Genomic DNA, 18,127 nt, shown 5'->3' on the forward strand with positions numbered 1-18,127 from the left:
GGGTTCTCTCCTCTTGGGGATTTCCCGTTGCTGAAGCACCCTCTCCCCGACCCTCCCCCGCAAACGAGGGAGGGAACGCACCGCCGTTGCGGCTAGCGCGCGAACACCAGCGTGAGATTGTTCGCGGGCATCTCGATCGTATCGACGAGGCGAAGGCCCACACCCCGTGCAAGGGTCTCGACATCGCTGATATCGCGCACGCCCCACTCCGGATTGCCTTCGCGCAAGGAGGTGTCGAACACCGCATTGCTGAGCGCGGTGTGCTTGCCGTCGCGCTTGAACGGGCCGTAGAGGAACAGCTTGCCGTCGGCCCGCAGGTAACGGCCGGCGCCGGCGAACAGGCCCTCGGCCACGGCCCAGGGCGCGATGTGGATGACGTTGGCGCAGAATAAGGCGGCAAGGCTCGTCGGCCCCTGCCCGCTTTTCATCTCCGGGCACCAGTCGGGATCGGTGAGATCGATCCGCAAGGGCGGGCGGATGTTTGGAAGGCCCGAATGAACCCGCCAGGCCTCGATGCTCCTCAGGTGCCGCTGGTTGAGGTCGCTCGGCCACCAGATCAGGCCGGGCGTGTTGCGGGCGAAATGGACCACGTGCTGGCCGGTTCCGCTGCCGAGCTCGACCACGTGGCCGGTCAGGCCTGCGAGGTGCTTTTCCAGCGCCGCCCAGAGCGGCTCGTGATTGCGATGGAATGCCGGCGCATCGAGCCGTCCGTCGGGCTCGACCCGTCCGCCATCCCTGCCGAATTCGACGACATAGTCCGCCAAGTGAGGTCCCCTTGAAAAAACGAGAACACGATGAAAACGAAAGGAGCGCCCAAACGCCCTCGAAACAGCCGGCCCGCACCCATTGATCTTATTCGTGGGGCCAAATCGGCCGAACAGATAATCTCTTTAGTTGCAATGCGGAAGATATTAACTCCATTTTGCCGCGTGCATAGTCTTGATTGTCAGGCGATGCCCTTTGTGCTTTGGAACACTATATTTCCGCAAACGAGATCATCGGCATAACGCCTCGGAATGACGCCTTGACCGCCTTTCCCCGGACGCCCGTCCTGTTCCTCCTGCTGGCCATCGCGGCCGGCCTTGCCGCGAGCCCCGCGCGGGCGCAATCCGCCGTGGCCGATGGCCAGAAGCTCGCCTTCGACCGCGGCAAGGGCAATTGCTTGACTTGCCACGTCATCAAGGGTGGCGACCTGCCCGGAACGATCGGCCCGGAGCTGAAGGACATCAAGTCAAAATACCCTGATCGCAGCGAGCTGGTCGCGATCATCTTCGACGAAACCAAGCGCAATCCGCAGACCATGATGCCGCCGTTCGGCCGGAACCGGATTTTGACCGAACAGGAGATCAGCGCGATCGTTGATTTCCTGCAAACCCTGTGACTTCAGGCAGGCCCAAGAGACTGTCCGGGAGATTTGAGATGACCACGACCACCGGCCCTCGTCCGACGCGGCGCCTGATCCTTCAGGGCACAGCCAGCGTCGCGCTGCTCGGCCTCGGCAATCTGCCGTTCGGCGCAACCTCCGCGCTCGCGGCCGCGAACGACAAATATCCGGAAGAGGCGTTCAAGCAGAAGAGCGAGGCCGACGCGATCAAGGCGCTCTACGGCAAGACCGCCGAGCCGTCCGACAAGGTCAAGCTCGACGCGCCCGAGATCGCCGAGAATGGCGGCGTCGTGCCGATCTCGGTGACGACGACGCTCGACAAGGTCATCTCGATCTCGTTCTTCGTCGCCGAGAACCCGAGCGCGCTCGCCGCGAACTACAAGATATCCGACGGTACGATCCCGAGCGTCGCCAACCGCCTGAAGATGGCCAAGACCAGCAAGGTGGTCGCGATCGTGGAGGCCGACGGCAAGCTCTACAGCGCGACCAAAGAGGTCAAGGTCACTGTCGGCGGCTGCGGCGGCTAGGGAGAACCGAGATGGCATCCACCATTCGCGTCCGCGCAACATCCAACGGCGACATCACCGAGGTGCAGGCGCTGATCCAGCACCCCATGGATACCGGCCTCGTCAAGGATTCCAAGGGCGAGCTGATCCCGGCGCACTACATCCAGGAGCTGAAGTTCGAATGTAACGGCAAGGACGTCTTCGTCGCCAATTGGGGCACCGCGGTCTCCAAGGACCCCTACGTCAAGTTCAGCTTCAAGGGCGCCAAGAAGGGCGACGACCTCAAGATCTCCTGGATCGACAACAAGGGTGGATCGGACACGACCACCGCGAAGATTTCGTGATGAAGGCCCGATCTGCCCTCCTGCTTGGCTCGCTCAGTGCCGCGCTGGTCGCGTTCGCCCTCACCTCGCCGCGCGTGGTCGCGGCGGACAAGGTCGATCCCGTCGCCGACGCCAAGGCGTTCCAGAACTTCTTCTTCCAGAAATTTCCTGATGTGAAGCACGAGGACTTCGTCAACGGCCCCTATTCCATGAACGCGGACATGAAGCGGCAGTGGCAGGAGAAGGAAGAATTCCCGCCCTACGAGTTCGCGCTCGACGCCGGCAAGGAGATGTTTGCGACGCCGTTCAAGAACGGCAAGACCTATGCCGATTGCTTCCCGAGCGGCGGCATCGGCATCCGCCAGAACTATCCCTACTTCGACGAGAAGGAAGGCAAGGTCGTCACGCTGGAGCTCGCGCTCAACCGCTGCCGCGAGGCCAATGGCGAGGTGCCCTATTCCTACGTCAAGGACGAGATGGCCTCGCTCACCGCATACATGGCCTACACCTCGCGCGGCAAGCTGATGGACATCAAGATTCCCGATGATCCCCGCGCGCTCGCGGCGTTCGAGAACGGCAAGCGCTATTTCTACACCCGCCGCGGCCAGATGAATTTCTCCTGCGCGAGCTGCCACGTGCAGAGCCCGGGCGAGCGCATCCGCGCCGAGATCCTGGCGCCGGCGCTCGGCATTCTGAACGCGATGCCGATCTACCGCTCCGAATGGAGCGGCATGGGCACGACCAGCCGCCGCTTCGTCACGTGCAACAGCCAGACCCGCGCGGTTCCGCTGGAGCCGCAGGCCGATGAATATCGCGACGTCGAATATTTCCTGTCCTATGTCGCCAACGGCTTGCCGATTTCGGGCCCGGGAGCGCGGCCATGAAGCGGTCACTTCCCCTCGCCATGCTGCTCGCCATGAGCCTCGCGCCGGCGGCGCGCGCGGCAAATGAGGCGGACTACAAGGCGGCCTATGCTGCTGCGGAGGCCGTCTCCAAGGAGGCAGCCGGCATGCGCAACCAGTGGACCGTGACCGTATCTGCGCTTGCGGCGGCGAAGAAGGCGGCCGACGGCGGCGATTTCGACCGCGCGGTCGCGGCGTCGAAGGAAGCCGAAGCGCTGGCGAAGGCCTCGATTGTCCAGGCCACGACCGAAAAAGAAGCCTGGAAGGCGATGGAAATCCGCTAGACTGAGCCGTGTTGGAACAGCCGAGCGATCATTGAGGGGCGGAGAATTCGAGATGGCGATCCGCCGCCGCGATTTCCTGAAGAGCACAGCCGCAACGGCCGCATCGCTCAGCCTGCCGCGGCTTGCGCGCGGCGCCGAGACCGCGAGCATTTACGACCTCGAACGGTTCGGCAATGTGCGCATCCTGCACACCACCGACACGCATGCGCAGCTCAACCCGGTCTATGTCCGCGAGCCCAGCGTCAATATCGGCATCGGCGAGATGGCGGGGCGGCCGCCGCATCTGGTCGGCCGCGCCTTCCTCGAACGGTTCGGCATCCGGCCCGACAGCGCCGATGCCTATGCGTTCAGCTGCTTCGAGTTCGAGAAGTCCGCAGGCCGCTTCGGCAAGCTCGGCGGCTTCGCCCATCTGAAGACGCTGATCGACCGCCTGCGCGGCGATGCCGGCGAAAAGCACTCCGTGCTCGTCGACGGCGGCGACCTCTGGCAGGGCACCGGGCTCGCCAACGTCATGCAGGGCCGCGACATGGTCGAGGTCGCCAATCTGCTCGGCATCGAAGCGATGACCGGGCATTGGGAGTTCACCTATGGCGAGCAGGCGCTGCGCGACAATCTCGAGCGCTTCAAGGGCGAGTTTCTGGCGCAGAACGTTTTCCTGACCGAGGAAGCCGCGTTCAACGACGCGGCCGCCTTCGACAAGGCCACGGGGCGCGTGTTCAAGCCGTCGACGATCAAGGAGCTCGGCAACCGCCGCGTCGCGATCATCGGCCAGGCCTTCCCCTACGTGCCGATCGCGCATCCAAGACGGTTCACGCCGGACTGGACCTTCGGCATTCGCGAGGAAGAGCTTCAGAAACATGTCGACGGCCTGCGCAACACCGACAAGGTCGATGCGGTCATCCTGCTGTCGCACAACGGCATGGACGTCGACCTCAAGCTCGCCAGCCGTGTCACCGGCATCGACGTCATTCTCGGCGGCCATACCCACGATGCCGTGCCGCAGCCGATCGCCGTGAAGAACGCGAACGGGACGACGCTCGTCACCAACGCCGGGTCCAACGGCAAATTTTTGGGCGTGCTCGACCTCGCGCTCGACAAGGGCAAGGTCGGCGACATCAGGTATCATCTGCTGCCGGTCTATTCGGAGCTGCTGAAGCCGGATCCTGCCATGGCCGAGCTGATCGGAAAGCTGCGCGCGCCGCATGTGAGCGACTGGTCGGAAAAGATCGCAACGCCCGACCGCCTGCTCTATCGCCGTGACAATTTCGCCGGCCCGGTCGACGAGCTGATCTGCACCGCGCTGCGCACGGAGCTCAATGCCGAGATCGCGCTGTCGCCGGGCTTCCGCTGGGGCGTCACGGCGCTGTCGGGCCAGGCGCTGACCATGGAGGATCTGCTCGCGGAGACCGCAATCACCTATCCCGAGACCTATGTGCAGGAGATGACCGGCGCAGAGATCAAGAACGTGCTGGAAGACATCTGCGACAATCTCTTCAATGCCGATCCCTATTACCAGCAGGGCGGCGACATGGTGCGCGCCGGCGGGCTGAGCTACACCTGCACGCCGACGGATGCGATCGGCAACCGCATCTCCGAGCTGAAGCTCGGGGGCGGCAAGACGCTCAGTGCGAGCCATCGCTACAAGGTCGCGGGCTGGGCCTCGGTCAACGGCCAGCAGGGCGCACCGGTGTGGGACGTCGTCGCCAAATATCTGCGCTCGGGCCGGATGTTACAGGAGCGGCTCGGCTCCGGCGTCATGCTGAAAGGCGTCGACGGCAATCCCGGCATTGCGGGACAGGGATGATGCGGTTGCAAATCTTGTCCGCGATGATGCTGGCGCTGCTCGCCTGGACGGCTAGCCCGGCGGCTTCTGCGCAGCAGGTGCCGCTCCAGGACAAGCCGTTCGCCGAGCACAAAATCGTGCTCCAGCTCTCCGATGGCGATGCGAAGAAGCAGGCCCTGGTGCTGAGCGTCGCCAACAATCTCTTGAAGGCCTACGACCCCGACAAGGTCGCGATCGAGGTCGTCACGTTCGGCCCCGGCATCGACCTGCTGCTGTCAGGCAGCGAGCGCCGCAAGCAGGTCGAAAGCCTGATCGCGCAGGGCGTACGCTTCGATATCTGCCTCAACACCGTCGACACGATCGAGCGGGAGACGGGCCAACGGCCGGAGTTCATCCCGGCTGCGACACCGGTCCAGGTCGGCGTCGGGCAGATCCTGTTCCTGGCGGAGAATGGGTACACGGTGGTGAGGCCGTAGGGCTCGCCGCCGCCACATGCTCGGTCTCATTCCCCGCGAAGGCGGGGAATCCAGTACGCCGCGCCCCCTCCGTATCCCACTTCGGCCTCTGGAATACTGGATCGCCCGCCTTCGCGGGCGATGACAGCGAGCGCGAGGCGCAATAATAATCTTCTATATTTTACTTCATGCGCAGCAAAATACTTCTCCTCCTGCCGCCCGGCGTAGTAGAATCCTCGAAATCACTTCACGCCGGGTCCTGCCATGATCTTCCGCCAGCTCTTCGACAGCGTTTCGGGCACCTACAGCTACGTCCTCGCCAGCCGGCCCGGCGGCGAGGCGTTGATCCTCGACCCCGTGCTGGAGAAGGTCGATCGTTACTGCCAGCTGCTGCGCGAACTCGACCTCAAGCTGGTCAAGGCCGTCGACACCCATCTGCATGCCGATCACGTCACCGGCCTCGGCGAGCTGCGCGACCGCACCCATTGCATGACCGTGATGGGCGACCAGACCAAGGCCGACGTGGTGGCGATGCGAGTTGCCGACGGCGACAAGGTGACGATCGAGGGCCTGTCGCTCGACGTGATGTACACGCCGGGCCATACCGACGATTCCTATTCCTATCTAATGGGCGACCGCGTCTTCACTGGCGACACGCTGCTGATCCGCGGCACCGGCCGCACCGATTTCCAGAACGGTTCTTCGCGCGCACAGTATGAGTCGATCTTCAACCGGCTGCTCAAGCTTCCGGACGAGACCATGGTGTTCCCGGCGCACGACTACAAGGGCGACACCGTCTCCACCATCGGCGAGGAGAAACGCTACAATCCGCGGCTGCAGGTGCGCTCGGTCGATGAATATATCGAGCTGATGGCCAATCTGAAGCTGCCCAATCCGAAGATGATGGACGTGGCGGTGCCCGCCAACATGCGGGTCGGCCTGCATCAGGAGGAGCTGGAGAAGGAGGGCCGCGCGCTCAGCGCCGTCGAGGCGATCCGCTCGCTTGGCCGCCCCGATATCCTCCTGGTCGATTTGCGCGAGAGCAACGAGCGCGCCAAGCACGGCATGCTCGAAGGTGCGCTGCACACACCCTACCCCAGCGTCGAGGAGAGCCTGAAGCCCGGCGGCATGCTGCGCGAGGTCGTGGCCGCGACCGGCCGCCGCGTCGTGTTCTTCTGCGCCTTTGGCGAGCGCTCGGCGATGGCTGTCGCCGCTGCCAAGGAGGCCGGCCTCACCAACACCGCCCACATCGCCGGCGGCATCGACGCCTGGAAGAAGGCCGGCGGGCCGCTGGTCCACTGACCACGCTGCTTGCGATAGGTCAGCAACTACACATATCTTCCGGATAGGATCGGGTGCAGCATCACCATCCGGGATCAGCCATGGCCAAGATCGGCAAGCCGAGCGAGCCGCACAACGTTGCAGACAACAAGAAGGTGGAAGGCGGGGCGAAAAAGCCCCCGCCGCCGCTCGACGACGACGAGTACGAAGACGGTGACATCGCGACGCCGAAGCGTGACCGCTACGGTGCGGATGACGAGCCGTTGTGAGAGGTGGAAGTCGGTTTTGATCCCGCGCGTGCCCCACCTGCACTACCTGCCATGCGCCGGCGTTCATGGACAAATAACCGCTGTCCCCGATAGTTTGCGCGTCCTCTCAAGGACGTGAAACGGAACTGCAATGGTCGATGTTCTCGCTGCACCGCAGCAAGGCAAGGCGGACAGCGCGCTGCGCACGCTGACGGGAATCTCGATCGCGCATTGGGTCAGCCATTTCCACCTGCTCGTTCTGCCGATGCTGTTCCCGTTCCTGAAGAGCCAGCTCGGCGTCGGTTATGTCGAGCTCGGTTTTGCGCTCACCGTGTCCGCGGTGGTATCGGGACTGACGCAGGCGCCGACCGGATATCTCGTCGACCATTTTGGCGCGCGCAAGATTTTGCTGGGCGGCCTCACGCTCGGCGGGCTCGCGCTGATCCTGCTCGGGCTGCATCTGAGCTACGCCTCGCTGATCGCTTGCGCCGTGCTCCTGGGTCTCGCCAACAGCGTCTATCACCCCGCCGATTACGCGATCCTCGCCGAGCACATGGATGAGGCGCGGATGGGCCGCGCCTTTTCGGTTCACACCTTTGCCGGCTATTTCGGCGGCGCCGTGGCCCCGGCGATCGTCGCTGCGCTCGTCACGGTGTCCGGCGGCCTGGGCGCGCTGATCGCATCCGGCGTGATCGGCGTTGCGGTGGCGCTGCTGCTGATCGTCATGAACATTCCCGATGCCGGCGCGCACAAGAAGAAACCCGGCAACGAAACCGCGCCCAAGCAGGCGGTGATCACGCCGGCGCTGATCACGCTGACGGCGTTATTCATGCTGCTCAGCCTGTCGGTCGCCGGCATCAACAATTTCGGCGTCGTGGCGTTGATGAGCGGCTATGGCACGTCCTACTCCGTCGCCAACGTCGCGCTCACCGCGTTCCTTGGCGCCAGCGCTGCCGGCGTGCTTGCCGGTGGCTTCCTCGCCGACCGCACCGAGCGCCACGGCTATGTCGCCGCGGCCTGCTTTGCCGCGAACGCGGCAATCGTGCTGCTGATCGCGCTGGTGACGCTGCCCGGCTGGACCCTGACGGCCGCGATGATGCTGGCGGGATTCCTCTCCGGCGTGATCGCACCCTCGCGCGACATGCTGGTGCGCAACGCCGCGCCTGCCGGCGCCGCTGGCCGCGCCTTCGGCATCGTCTCGACCGGCTTCAATCTCGGCGGCATCGTCTCACCGCTGCTGTTCGGCTGGATCATGGACCAGAGCGCGCCGCACTGGGTGTTCGGGGCGTCCGTGATCTTCATGGTCGCGACGGTGGTGCTGTCGCCGTTCACGGAGCGGAAGCGGCAAGCCAAGGCGGCCGCGCAACCCTGAGCGCACTTCCCCACGGTTGACACTGCGCCGGCGCGCCCGAAAATGCGCCCAAGCAGAACAACAAAAACGGGAAGAAGCACCATGAGCACCCCTGATCTCGTGATCCGCGGCGGCACCGTTGCGGACGGACGCGGCGGCGAGCTGTTCGAGGCCGACGTCGCCATCACCGGCGGCAGGATCAGCGAAATCGGCAAGGTCTCTGCCAAAGGCAGCGAAGAGATCGATGCGCGCGGAAAACTGGTGACGCCGGGTTTCGTCGACGTGCACACGCATTACGACGGGCAGGTCACCTGGAGCCAGGACATCACGCCGTCGTCGCAGAACGGCGTCACCACCGCGATCATGGGCAATTGCGGCGTCGGCTTCGCGCCGTGCAAGCCTGAAGACCACACTCGGCTGATCCAGCTGATGGAAGGCGTCGAGGACATTCCCGAGCCTGTCCTGAGCGCCGGCATTCCCTGGGCCTGGGAGAGCTTTCCGGACTACATGAACTGGCTCTCCAGGCGCGATTTCGACATCGACGTCGGCGCGCAGCTGCCGCATGCCGCGCTGCGCGTCTATGTCATGGGCGAGCGCGGTGCGCGCCGCGATCCGTCGACGGCGGAGGACAATGCGGCGATGGCCAAGCTCGCAGGCGAAGCTGTGCGCTCCGGCGCGCTCGGCTTCTCGACCTCGCGCACGCTCAACCACCGCACCTCCACCGGCGATTTCACGCCGACGCTGAAGGCGGGCGAGGACGAGCTCACCGCGATTGCCGGCGCGATGCACAGCCAGGGCCGCAGCGTGCTGCAATTCGTGCTGGATCTTTCCACCCTCCACGAAGACCTGCCGATGATGCTGCGGGTGGCCGATGCCACGAAGTGCCCGATCTCGTTCTCGATCACGCAGAACGACAAGGCGCCAAACCGCTGGCGGCAGACGCTGGACGAGATCAACGCCGCGGCGAAGCGCGGCCTCTCCATCACCGCGCAGATCGCGGCGCGGCCCGTTGGGCTGTTGCTTGGTCTCGAGCTGTCGCGAAACCCGTTCCAGACCCATCCGAGCTACAAGGCGATCGCGCATCTGCCGCTGAAAGAGCGGCTGGCACGGCTGCATCAGGCTGACATGCGCAAGGCCATTTTGAGCGAGACGGCAACCGCGACCGATGATCCGCTGTTCTTCCGGCCCAACTACGACATGATGTTCCTGCTCGGCGATCCCCCCGATTACGAGCAGCCGCCGGAGAACGCGCTGGGCCCGCAGGCACGCAAGCAAGGCCGCCAGCCGGAGGAGCTCGCCTACGAAGCGATGCTGTCGGACGAGGGCCGCGGCATGCTCTATGTGCCGTTCCTCAATTATGCCGACGGCAACCTCGATGCGACGCGCGAGATGCTGATCGATCCGCAATCGGTGCCCGGCCTCTCCGACGGCGGCGCGCATTGCGGCATCATCTGCGATGCCAGCTTCCCGACCTATCTGCTGACGCACTGGACGCGCGACCGCACCCGCGGCGAGAAGCTGACGATCCCGTTCGTCGTGGCGGCGCAGTCGCGCAAGACCGCGCTCTCGGTCGGCCTCACCGACCGCGGGCTGATCGCGCCCGGCTACAAGGCCGACGTGAATGTGATCGACTACGACCGGCTGCATCTGCATCCGCCGAAGGTGCATTACGACCTGCCGGTCGGCGGGCGGCGGCTGTTGCAGGACGTCGACGGCTATGAGGCGACGATTGTGTCCGGCGTGGTGACGCGGCGACAGGGTGAGGCGACGGGACGCCGGCCGGGGAAGTTGATTCGGGGTGCGCAGGGACTGGCCAGCTAGCGAAAGCTGCGGTGCGAAGACCGCGCCTCAAACTCGCTGTCGTCCCCGCGAAGGCGGGGACCCCTAACCACAGGGAGTAGTTGTAGAGCTGAAGCGGTCACTCCGACTCATCGCCAAACTGCTCCCTGTGGCGATGGGTCCCGGGCTCGCGCTGCGCGCGCCCCGGGACGACAGCCGTGATGGAGCAAGCAGCGCCCCCTACGTCGGCGAGACCACGCCTTTCAGCGGCGCGGCCTGCGCGGCCGCACCGCGGGTCAGCCTGGCCTTTTCGGTGTTCGGCCAGAGCAACAGCAGGCCGATCACACCGGAGCCGACCATCACTACCGCGTTGATGGTGAAGCCGGTCATGTAGCCGTCGAGCATGGTGCCGGCGCGCTGGATCACGGTGCCCATCACGCTCGGCGCGATGATGCCGGAGAGCGTGTAGAGCGCGCTGTAGATCGAGATGACCGCGCCGCGTTGCGAGGCCGGCGTGAACTCGCCGAGCATCGGCGGGCAGACGACGTAGATCGCGCCGCACAGGCCGGAGCCGACGACGAGCAGCGCGATCTGGAGGCCAGCGCCCGTGACGTGCGGCATCGTCGCCAGGATCAGGCCGCCGACGATCAGCGGCACCGAGCCGAGCACGCCGCGCGAGATACGCGTGGTGTAGCCGCGCGCGTTCATCACCTGCGAGATCCACCCCGTGAGAATGACGACGATCGCGCCGAACACCCAGGGCAGGACCGAGACGAACCCGGCCTGGCTCTGCGAGAAGCCGAGGCCCTTGACGATGAACGGCGTGAACCAGGTGAGCCCGAGCGAGAGCGCCCAATAGGCACCGAAGGTCGCGATCGCGCAGCCGATGAAGGTGCGCGAGGTCAGCAGGTGCAAATAGGGGATTTTCGGCTCGGTGGCAGCGAGGACCTGCGTGTCCTCCAATGGGCCTTCCTTGCCGAAGGTGAGCCAGGCGCAGACCCACATCAGACCGACGATTCCAAGCGCGCCGAAGGCGTAGTGCCAGGAATGATTGACGATGACCCAGTTCAGCGCCGGCACGGCAAGAATGACGCCGAAGGCCGAGCCCTGCGACAGGATCGCGGTCGGCAGCGTGCGCTTCTCGTCCGGGAACCATTTGTAGATCGCGTGTGCGGCGACCGAGAAGGCCGGGCCTTCGCCGGCACCGAGCACGATACGGCAGATCAGGAGCGTGGTGAACGAGACGGTCCCGACCATCGGGAACTGGGCCAGCGCCCAGATCACCGCCAATGTCAGCAGCACCCAACGCGTCGGCACCTTGTTGACGATGAAGCCGACCACGATGGCCGAGATCGAGAACAGGAAGAAGAACGAGGAGCCGAGAAAGCCGAATTGCTCGGCGTCGAGCTTCATCTCGGTCATGATCGGCACGCCGGCGAGACCGACGACGATCTTGTCGGCAAAGTTCACGACCATGAAGAGAAAGAGCAGAAAAGTGACGGTCCAGGCGCCCTTCGGCGTTTGCTTGGATTCCCCTGCCGTCCTGCCCGCCGCATCGGGCGTTCCCTGAGCGCTCATCGTTCTCCCCGTATGTCTTTAATTGCCGGCACTTTTTTGATTTGGCCGTTCCGGGAGCTAACAACGGCTTGGAAGCCAACGCAACCCGGCATTTCCACGGCAAGTGTGCTACGCAGCATTGAGTTAATTCCGTCCGGCGCATCGATCTTGCTGAGCATCCGAAACCTCTCCAAAACCTTCTCCTCGGCCGGCGAGCCGGTCCATGTGCTGCGTGGTGTCGACCTCGACCTCAGGGCGGGCGAGCGCGTCGCGCTGACGGGCGAATCCGGCAGCGGCAAGAGCACGCTGCTGCACCTGATCGCGGGCCTCGATGCCGCCGATGGCGGCACGATTCGGCTCGCTGACATCGAGGTCACCAAGCTCTCCGATGCGGGGCGCGCAGGCCTGCGGCGCGACCGGATCGGGCTCGTGTTCCAGCAATTCAACCTGATCCCGAGCCTGTCGGTCGCCGATAACCTCGCCTTCCAGGCACGGATCGCCGGCCGGCATGATGCAGCCTGGAGCAAGGAGCTGGTCGAGCGGCTCGGCCTCGGCGGCCTGCTCAAGCGTTATCCAGAACAATTATCGGGCGGCCAGCAGCAGCGGGTCGCGATCGGCCGGGCCCTGGCGACGAAGCCCTCGCTGCTGCTCGCGGACGAGCCAACCGGCAATCTCGATGAAGCCACCGCCGACGAGGTGCTGGCGCTGACGCGCGATCTCGTCACGCGCACCGGCTGCGGCTTCCTGATGGTGACGCACAGCCTGCATCTGGCCGGCACGCTCGACCGCCACGTCACCCTGCATGCGGGACGGATCGCATGAGGCGCGCGCTGTGGGTCCTCGCCGTGCTCCTGAGCCATTGGCGGCGGCACAAGATGCAGTTCGCCACGCTGCTGATCGGCCTGATCGCGGCGACTGCGCTGTGGAGCGGCGTGCAGGCGATCAACCAGCAGGCACGCAACGCCTATGATCGCGCGGCAGCAACCTTCGGCGGCGTGCGCACCGCCATGCTGGTCGCGCCTGACGCCGCGACGTTCTCACAGGATCTCTTCGTCAAGCTCCGCCGCGCCGGCTGGCCGGTCTCGCCGGTGCTGGAGGGCCGCGTCCAGGTCAATGGACGCTCGATGCGGCTGCTCGGTATCGAGCCGGTGACGATGCCGGCCGATGTCGGCAATGCACCGCGCCTTGGCGCCTCGAATTTGAGCAGTTTCGTTGCCCCGCCCGGCCAAACGCTGGTGGCGCGGGAGACGCTGACCGATCTGCAGGAGCCGGAAGGCGCCGCACCGCCGATCAGCAGTGGCGCAAAACTGCCGCCGCTGCGCGTGCTGCCGCAACTCGTGCCCGACGTGCTGGTCGTGGACATCGGCGTGGCGCAGCGTTTGCTCAACAAGCCGGATCAGGTGTCGCGGCTGCTGATCGGCAAGGCGAAGGGCAAGCCGGCGCCGCTCGCGAGCGTCATCGGCAATCAGTTGCAGCGGGTCGAGCCGAATGCGGAGACGGAGCTGGAGCGCCTCACCGACAGCTTTCATCTCAACCTCACCGCGTTCGGCCTGCTGTCGTTCTTCGTCGGCCTTTTCATCGTGAATTCAGCCGTCGGCCTCGCCTTCGAGCAGCGGCTGCCGATGCTGCGGACGTTGCGGGCCTGCGGTGCCTCGGCGCGCCTCGTCAACACGGTGCTGGTGGTCGAGCTGGTGGCGCTGGCGCTGGTCGCGGGCCTGATCGGGCTCGTCTGCGGCTATTTCATCGCGGCGGCGCTATTGCCGGATGTGGCGGCATCGTTGCGCGGGCTCTATGGCGCGCAAATCCCGGGGCAGCTCACGCTACGCAGCGAATGGTGGCTTGCCGGGATCGGCATCAGCATTGCCGGCGCGCTGGTCGCGGCGGCAACGAGCCTGATCAAGGCTGTCAGGATGCCGGTGCTGGCGACTGCGCAGCCGTACGCCTGGCAGCAGCGGCAGCGCCGCTGGCTGGTACTGCAAAGCGCTGCGGCCTGCGCCGTGTTCGCGGTCGCGCTGCTTCTGCTTCACTACGGACAATCGCTGATCGCGGGCTTCGGTGTGCTCGCGGCACTGATGCTCGGCGCGGCGCTGATCCTGCCGGCTTTCCTCGAGATCATCCTGCTCGTCGGCCAGCGCTTTGCACGGGGCCCGCTCGCGCTGTGGTTCTGGGCGGACAGCCGGCAACAGCTCTCTGGATTGTCGCTGGCGCTGATGGCGCTGCTGCTTGCGCTCGCCGTCAATGTCGGCGTGTCCACCATGGTGGAAACCTTCAGCCGCACTTTTATAGGCTGGCTCCACGGACGGCTCGCGGCCGATGTCTACATCAGCGCGTCCGACAATGCGCAAGGCGTTGCAATCCGGAACTGGCTGAAGGAGCGCAGCGACGTTCAGGCCGTCCTCTCTGGCGGACGTGCCGAGGCGCAGGTTCAGGGCCAGCCGGTGGAGTTGCTTGGGCTGCCCGACCACGCCCTCTATCGCGAGCGCTGGCCGCTGCTGGAGACCGCGCCGCGTGCGTGGACGCAGCTCGTGCCGGGCAATGCCGCCTTCATCAGCGAGCAATTGAGCCGACGCCTCAATGTCCGCGTCGGCGACGTCATCGAAGTGCCGGCGCCCGGCGGGGCGTGGGAGCTTGATATCGTCGGCATCTATGCCGATTACGGCAACCCCAAGGGACAATTCGCCGTCAATGTCGCGGCGCTGATCCGGCACTTTCCGCAGACGCCGCAGACCCGGATCGGCCTGATCGTCGCGAAGGAGAATATCCCCGGCCTGATTGGGGCGCTTCAGAAGCAGTTCGCGCTCGACGGCCGCAGCGTCGCGGATCAGGCGACGGTGAAGGTAGAATCGATCCGCATCTTCAACCGCACCTTTGCGGTGACGTCGGCGCTCAATGCCTTCACGCTCGGTGTCGCCGGCATCGCGCTGCTGACCAGCCTCTTGACGCTGGCGAATTCGCGCCTGCCGCAGCTTGCGCCGCTCTGGGCGGTCGGCATCACGCGGCCGCGCCTTGCCGCGATCGAATTGACCAAAACACTGTCGGTTGCGCTGTTCACATCGCTACTGGCCGTGCCGCTCGGGCTGCTGGTGGCGTGGTGCCTGATTGCGATCGTGAACGTGAAGGCGTTCGGCTGGCGGCTGCCGTTCCATGTGTTTCCCCTGCAATTGGTCGAGCTGGTTGTGGTCGCGCTGATCGCTTCGCTGCTGGCCGCATTGCTGCCGATGCTCCGGCTGGCGCGGATGCAGCCGGCGAGCCTCGTCAAGGTGTTTGCCAATGAGCGCTGACAACATCTCGCGCCGCGCCTTTGCCGGCGGCATCGCCGCGCTCGCGCTCGCCCGCCGCGCGGATGCGCAAGGCTATGCCGGGCTCGGCGAGACCGCCAACGGCTTCGCCAAGGTGACGCCGGGAAAGACGTTCGACTTCCCGGGCGATCACGGCCCGCATCCGGAGTTTCGCATCGAGTGGTGGTATCTCACGGCAAACCTCGTCGACAGCAGCGGCGCGGCCTGCGGCCTGCAATGGACGCTGTTTCGCCAGGCGGCGCAGCCGGGACCGCAAGGCGAGGGCTGGGCCAATCAACAGATCTGGATGGCGCATGCCGCAGTGACACGCGCCGACACCCACCGCTTCAACGAAGTGTTTTCGCGCGGCGGCATCGGACAGGCCGGCGTCACGGCAAAGCCGTTTGCGGCATGGATCGACGATTGGGAGCTGAAAGGTGTTGAGCGCACCGACGATCGCACTCTGGCGCCGCTGACGTTGAAAGCGTCCGGCACGGATTTCAGTTACGCGCTGACGCTGGAAGCCGATCGTCCGGTGGTGCTGCAGGGCGATCGCGGCTACAGCCGCAAATCCGAGCGCGGGCAGGCGTCGTACTATTACAGCCAGCCGTTCTACCGTGCGCGCGGCACGCTCACCATCGACGACAAGCCGGTCGATGTGTCCGGCCATGCCTGGATGGACCGCGAATGGAGCAGCCAGCCGCTCGACGCCGACCAGACCGGCTGGGACTGGCTGTCGCTGCATCTGTCATCCGGCGACAAGCTGATGCTGTACCGGCTGCGCCAGAACGACGGCAAGGGCTACCCGTTCGGCAACTGGATCAGTGCCGCCGGCGACACGCAGATGATTGCGGGCGGCGATATCCAGATGATGCCGAAGGCGACGGCCGAGGTGGCGGGACATAAGCTGCCGGTGGAATGGCAGATTGCGATCCCCTCGCGTTCGTTCTCGATTTCCTGCAAGCCGCTCAATCCCGGGGCGTGGATGGGGACCGGCTTCTCCTACTGGGAAGGGCCGATCAGCTTTGCCGGGACGCATGACGGCGTTGGCTATCTCGAGCTGACGGGCTATTGAAGCGCGGTCTCTTTGGGGAAACCGAGCGATGTATCATCTCACCGCCCTCGTCACGCTGCTGGCGATTGCATTTTATTTCTTCACCATCATGAACGTCTCGCGGTCGCGTTCGAAGACGGGCGTCAAGGTGCCGGCGACATCGGGCCATCCCGACTTCGAGCGCGCCTTCCGCATCCAGGCGAACACGCTGGAATGGATGCCGATCGTTCTGCCGGCACTCTGGCTGTTCGCGATCTATATCAGCGATGCCATTGCAGCCGGGACCGGCGCGATCTGGATCATCGGCCGCATCGTCTACTTCATCGGCTATTCGCAGGCGGCGGCCAAGCGCGGCCCCGGCTTTGCGATCCAGGGCATCGCGGCCATTGCGCTGTGGGCGGGGGCTCTCGGAGCGGTGGTGTTGCGGCTGGTGAAGTGAGACGCGAGCAGCGGTCACACATTCCGCTGTCGTCCCGGACAAGCGAAGCGCAGATCCGGGACCCATAACCACAGGGAGTAGTTTGGCGAAGACTCGGAGTCACCGGCTCGCTCCACGGCTCCTCCCTGTGGTGATGGGTCCCCGCGTTCGCGGGGACGACAGCGAGAATGTGGCACTCGCTGTGCCTCTTCCGTCACTTCGTCAGCGGGCAGCCGCTGTCCTTGGCGGCGAAGAAGGCCTTGTCGCCGGGGACGGTGGCGAGCAGCTTGTAATAGTCCCAGGGCTTCTTCGATTCCGACGGCTTCTTGACCTCGAACAGATACATGTCGTGGACCATGCGGCCGTTCTCGAGCACCTTGCCGCCCTGCGCGAAGTCGTCGTCGACCGGCAGTTCCTTCAGCTTCTTGGCAACCGCATCCGGATCCTTGGTGCCGGCGGCCTTGACCGCCTTGAGATAGCTGATCGTCGCCGAATAGGTGCCGGCCTGGATCATGTTCGGCATCCGGCTGGTGCGCTTGAAGAAGCGTTCGCCGAAATGGCGCGTGCGGTCGTTGAGATCCCAGTAATAGCCCTCGGTCAGCACCAGGCCCTGCGCCGCCTGCAAGCCGAGACCGTTCACTTCGGCCAGCGTCATCAGGAGGCCGGCGAGCTTCTGGCCACTGGCGACGATGCCGAATTCGGACGCCTGCTTGATCGAGTTGGTGGTGTCGAGGCCGGCATTGGCGAGACCGACGATCTTCGCCTTCGAGCTCTGCGCCTGGAGCAGGAAGGAGGAGAAGTCCGAGGAATTCAGCGGCACGCGCACCGAACCGACCACCTTGCCGCCATTGGCGGTGACGATCTCGCTGGTGTCCTTCTCCAGCGCGTAGCCGAAGGCGTAGTCGGCGGTGAGGAAGAACCAGGTGTCGCCGCCGGCCTTGGTCAGCGCACCGCCGGTGCCGACGCCAAGCGCGCGGGTGTCGTAGGCCCAGTGGAAGCCGTAGGGCTGGCAGGCATCGCCAGTGAGGCGCGAGGTCGCGGCGCCGACGACGACGTCGATCTTCTTCTTTTCCTTGGAGAGCTCGTGGATCGCAAGCGCGACCGAGGAGGTCGTCAGCTCCGTGATCATGTCGACGTTCTCGACGTCGTACCAGCGCCGCGCGATCGAGCTCGCAAGATCCGGCTTGTTCTGGTGATCGGCGGTGACGAGCTCGATCTTCTGGCCCAGCACCTCGCCGCCAAAGTCCTCGATCGCCATCTTGGCGGCCTCGACCGACCATTTGCCGCCGTAATCGGCATAGACGCCGGACTGGTCGTTGAGGATGCCGATCTTGACGCCTTGCGCGGAGGCCGGCGCGGCGAGGAGCAGGGCAGAGGTTGCGACGGCAGCCAAAAGTGCTGATTTCATTCGTTAAGCTCCCAGCAGTTTTCTGTTTTGAAATCGCGCGGATACTAGTGAAGAACCCCGCGTGTGCCCATCCATTTCATGTTGGTCGTTAGTATGGCGGGGGCAGGAAGGCTGCG

The 18,127-nt window shown here is 65.1% G+C and carries 19 protein-coding genes; 15 read left to right on the top strand and 4 right to left on the bottom strand.

Going from position 1 to position 18,127, the window contains the following annotated elements; genetic code table 11:
* Nucleotides 1-92: 92 nt before the first annotated feature.
* Nucleotides 93-764, bottom strand: coding sequence for a DUF938 domain-containing protein (locus tag I3J27_RS37965; RefSeq protein WP_270163913.1), 672 nt, complete (start codon nt 762-764; stop codon nt 93-95).
* A 260-nt stretch (nt 765-1,024) separates the two neighbouring features.
* On the opposite strand from I3J27_RS37965, the gene soxX reads away from it, so the two are divergent.
* The 11 genes from soxX (at nt 1,025) to I3J27_RS38020 (ending at nt 10,338) form a co-directional block, all read left to right on the top strand.
* The gene (gene soxX, locus I3J27_RS37970) at nt 1,025-1,381 is read left to right on the top strand and encodes a sulfur oxidation c-type cytochrome SoxX (RefSeq protein WP_270163914.1); all 357 of its coding nucleotides are present in this window, start codon (nt 1,025-1,027) and stop codon (nt 1,379-1,381) included.
* Nucleotides 1,382-1,419: 38 nt separating this feature from the next.
* Entirely contained in the window at nt 1,420-1,911 is a 492-nt protein-coding gene (gene soxY, locus I3J27_RS37975; RefSeq protein ID WP_270163916.1) for a thiosulfate oxidation carrier protein SoxY, read from the top strand.
* Between the two features lie 11 nt (nt 1,912-1,922).
* Nucleotides 1,923-2,234: a thiosulfate oxidation carrier complex protein SoxZ gene (gene soxZ / locus I3J27_RS37980; protein WP_270163917.1), complete on the top strand. Its 312-nt coding sequence runs from the start codon at nt 1,923-1,925 to the stop codon at nt 2,232-2,234.
* Nucleotides 2,234-3,097 carry a sulfur oxidation c-type cytochrome SoxA gene (gene soxA / locus I3J27_RS37985; RefSeq protein WP_270163918.1) on the top strand — a complete coding sequence of 288 codons (864 nt, stop codon included), beginning with the start codon at nt 2,234-2,236 and terminating at the stop codon, nt 3,095-3,097. Before soxZ ends, soxA begins: the two co-directional genes overlap by 1 nt.
* Nucleotides 3,094-3,399, top strand: a complete 306-nt coding sequence (locus I3J27_RS37990) for a hypothetical protein (RefSeq protein WP_270163919.1) — start codon at nt 3,094-3,096, stop codon at nt 3,397-3,399. The genes soxA and I3J27_RS37990 overlap by 4 nt, the downstream gene beginning before the upstream one ends.
* Nucleotides 3,400-3,451: 52 nt before the next feature.
* A complete protein-coding gene (gene soxB / locus I3J27_RS37995; protein WP_270163920.1) occupies nt 3,452-5,203 on the top strand; it encodes a thiosulfohydrolase SoxB in 1,752 nt (583 codons plus the stop codon).
* Nucleotides 5,200-5,658: a DsrE family protein gene (locus I3J27_RS38000; RefSeq protein WP_270163921.1), complete on the top strand. Its 459-nt coding sequence runs from the start codon at nt 5,200-5,202 to the stop codon at nt 5,656-5,658. The genes soxB and I3J27_RS38000 overlap by 4 nt, the downstream gene beginning before the upstream one ends.
* Before the next feature lie 243 nt (nt 5,659-5,901).
* Nucleotides 5,902-6,939, top strand: coding sequence for an MBL fold metallo-hydrolase (locus I3J27_RS38005; RefSeq protein ID WP_270163922.1), 1,038 nt, complete (start codon nt 5,902-5,904; stop codon nt 6,937-6,939).
* Nucleotides 6,940-7,019: 80 nt separating this feature from the next.
* The gene (locus I3J27_RS38010) at nt 7,020-7,187 is read left to right on the top strand and encodes a hypothetical protein (RefSeq protein ID WP_270163923.1); all 168 of its coding nucleotides are present in this window, start codon (nt 7,020-7,022) and stop codon (nt 7,185-7,187) included.
* A 130-nt stretch (nt 7,188-7,317) separates the two neighbouring features.
* Entirely contained in the window at nt 7,318-8,538 is a 1,221-nt protein-coding gene (locus tag I3J27_RS38015; RefSeq protein WP_270163924.1) for an MFS transporter, read from the top strand.
* Nucleotides 8,539-8,619: 81 nt separating this feature from the next.
* Nucleotides 8,620-10,338 (top strand): N-acyl-D-amino-acid deacylase family protein, encoded by a 1,719-nt coding sequence (locus I3J27_RS38020; protein ID WP_270163925.1) that lies wholly within the window; start codon nt 8,620-8,622, stop codon nt 10,336-10,338.
* A 198-nt stretch (nt 10,339-10,536) separates the two neighbouring features.
* Here the strand turns inward: I3J27_RS38020 and I3J27_RS38025 are convergent, their stop codons facing one another.
* Together I3J27_RS38025 and I3J27_RS38030 are read right to left on the bottom strand one after the other, a co-directional pair.
* A complete protein-coding gene (locus I3J27_RS38025; RefSeq protein ID WP_270163926.1) occupies nt 10,537-11,874 on the bottom strand; it encodes an MFS transporter in 1,338 nt (445 codons plus the stop codon).
* Nucleotides 11,871-12,032 (bottom strand): hypothetical protein, encoded by a 162-nt coding sequence (locus I3J27_RS38030; RefSeq protein ID WP_270163927.1) that lies wholly within the window; start codon nt 12,030-12,032, stop codon nt 11,871-11,873. The genes I3J27_RS38025 and I3J27_RS38030 overlap by 4 nt, the downstream gene beginning before the upstream one ends.
* On the opposite strand from I3J27_RS38030, the gene I3J27_RS38035 reads away from it, so the two are divergent.
* From I3J27_RS38035 to I3J27_RS38050, 4 genes are read left to right on the top strand one after another with little or no spacing between them, the layout of a single operon-like run.
* Entirely contained in the window at nt 12,022-12,675 is a 654-nt protein-coding gene (locus I3J27_RS38035) for an ABC transporter ATP-binding protein (protein WP_270163928.1), read from the top strand. The two genes, I3J27_RS38030 and I3J27_RS38035, sit on opposite strands and share 11 nt — an antisense overlap.
* Nucleotides 12,672-15,134, top strand: a complete 2,463-nt coding sequence (locus I3J27_RS38040; protein WP_270163929.1) for an ABC transporter permease — start codon at nt 12,672-12,674, stop codon at nt 15,132-15,134. Before I3J27_RS38035 ends, I3J27_RS38040 begins: the two co-directional genes overlap by 4 nt.
* Nucleotides 15,124-16,206, top strand: coding sequence for a lipocalin-like domain-containing protein (locus I3J27_RS38045; protein WP_270163930.1), 1,083 nt, complete (start codon nt 15,124-15,126; stop codon nt 16,204-16,206). The genes I3J27_RS38040 and I3J27_RS38045 overlap by 11 nt, the downstream gene beginning before the upstream one ends.
* 28 nt (nt 16,207-16,234) lie before the next feature.
* Nucleotides 16,235-16,624: an MAPEG family protein gene (locus tag I3J27_RS38050; protein WP_270163931.1), complete on the top strand. Its 390-nt coding sequence runs from the start codon at nt 16,235-16,237 to the stop codon at nt 16,622-16,624.
* Nucleotides 16,625-16,817: 193 nt separating this feature from the next.
* On the opposite strand, the gene I3J27_RS38055 is transcribed toward I3J27_RS38050, so the two are convergent.
* Nucleotides 16,818-18,011, bottom strand: a complete 1,194-nt coding sequence (locus tag I3J27_RS38055) for an ABC transporter substrate-binding protein (RefSeq protein ID WP_270163932.1) — start codon at nt 18,009-18,011, stop codon at nt 16,818-16,820.
* Between the last annotated feature and the right edge of the window lie 116 nt (nt 18,012-18,127).

Source organism: Bradyrhizobium xenonodulans (assembly GCF_027594865.1).
In the GTDB taxonomy this organism is placed as follows: Bacteria; Pseudomonadota; Alphaproteobacteria; order Rhizobiales; family Xanthobacteraceae; genus Bradyrhizobium; species Bradyrhizobium xenonodulans.

Bases quoted from the DNA above. Each gene is read 5' to 3' on its own strand.
- soxY (WP_270163916.1), top strand. From the start codon at position 1,420: ATGACCACGACCACCGGCCCTCGTCCGACGCGGCGCCTGATCCTTCAG.
- soxZ (WP_270163917.1), top strand. From the start codon at position 1,923: ATGGCATCCACCATTCGCGTCCGCGCAACATCCAACGGCGACATCACC.
- soxA (WP_270163918.1), top strand. From the start codon at position 2,234: ATGAAGGCCCGATCTGCCCTCCTGCTTGGCTCGCTCAGTGCCGCGCTG.
- I3J27_RS37990 (WP_270163919.1), top strand. From the start codon at position 3,094: ATGAAGCGGTCACTTCCCCTCGCCATGCTGCTCGCCATGAGCCTCGCG.
- soxB (WP_270163920.1), top strand. From the start codon at position 3,452: ATGGCGATCCGCCGCCGCGATTTCCTGAAGAGCACAGCCGCAACGGCC.
- I3J27_RS38000 (WP_270163921.1), top strand. From the start codon at position 5,200: ATGATGCGGTTGCAAATCTTGTCCGCGATGATGCTGGCGCTGCTCGCC.
- I3J27_RS38005 (WP_270163922.1), top strand. From the start codon at position 5,902: ATGATCTTCCGCCAGCTCTTCGACAGCGTTTCGGGCACCTACAGCTAC.
- I3J27_RS38010 (WP_270163923.1), top strand. From the start codon at position 7,020: ATGGCCAAGATCGGCAAGCCGAGCGAGCCGCACAACGTTGCAGACAAC.
- I3J27_RS38015 (WP_270163924.1), top strand. From the start codon at position 7,318: ATGGTCGATGTTCTCGCTGCACCGCAGCAAGGCAAGGCGGACAGCGCG.
- I3J27_RS38020 (WP_270163925.1), top strand. From the start codon at position 8,620: ATGAGCACCCCTGATCTCGTGATCCGCGGCGGCACCGTTGCGGACGGA.
- I3J27_RS38025 (WP_270163926.1), bottom strand. From the start codon at position 11,874: ATGAGCGCTCAGGGAACGCCCGATGCGGCGGGCAGGACGGCAGGGGAA.
- I3J27_RS38030 (WP_270163927.1), bottom strand. From the start codon at position 12,032: ATGCTCAGCAAGATCGATGCGCCGGACGGAATTAACTCAATGCTGCGT.
- I3J27_RS38040 (WP_270163929.1), top strand. From the start codon at position 12,672: ATGAGGCGCGCGCTGTGGGTCCTCGCCGTGCTCCTGAGCCATTGGCGG.
- I3J27_RS38045 (WP_270163930.1), top strand. From the start codon at position 15,124: ATGAGCGCTGACAACATCTCGCGCCGCGCCTTTGCCGGCGGCATCGCC.
- I3J27_RS38050 (WP_270163931.1), top strand. From the start codon at position 16,235: ATGTATCATCTCACCGCCCTCGTCACGCTGCTGGCGATTGCATTTTAT.
- I3J27_RS38055 (WP_270163932.1), bottom strand. From the start codon at position 18,011: ATGAAATCAGCACTTTTGGCTGCCGTCGCAACCTCTGCCCTGCTCCTC.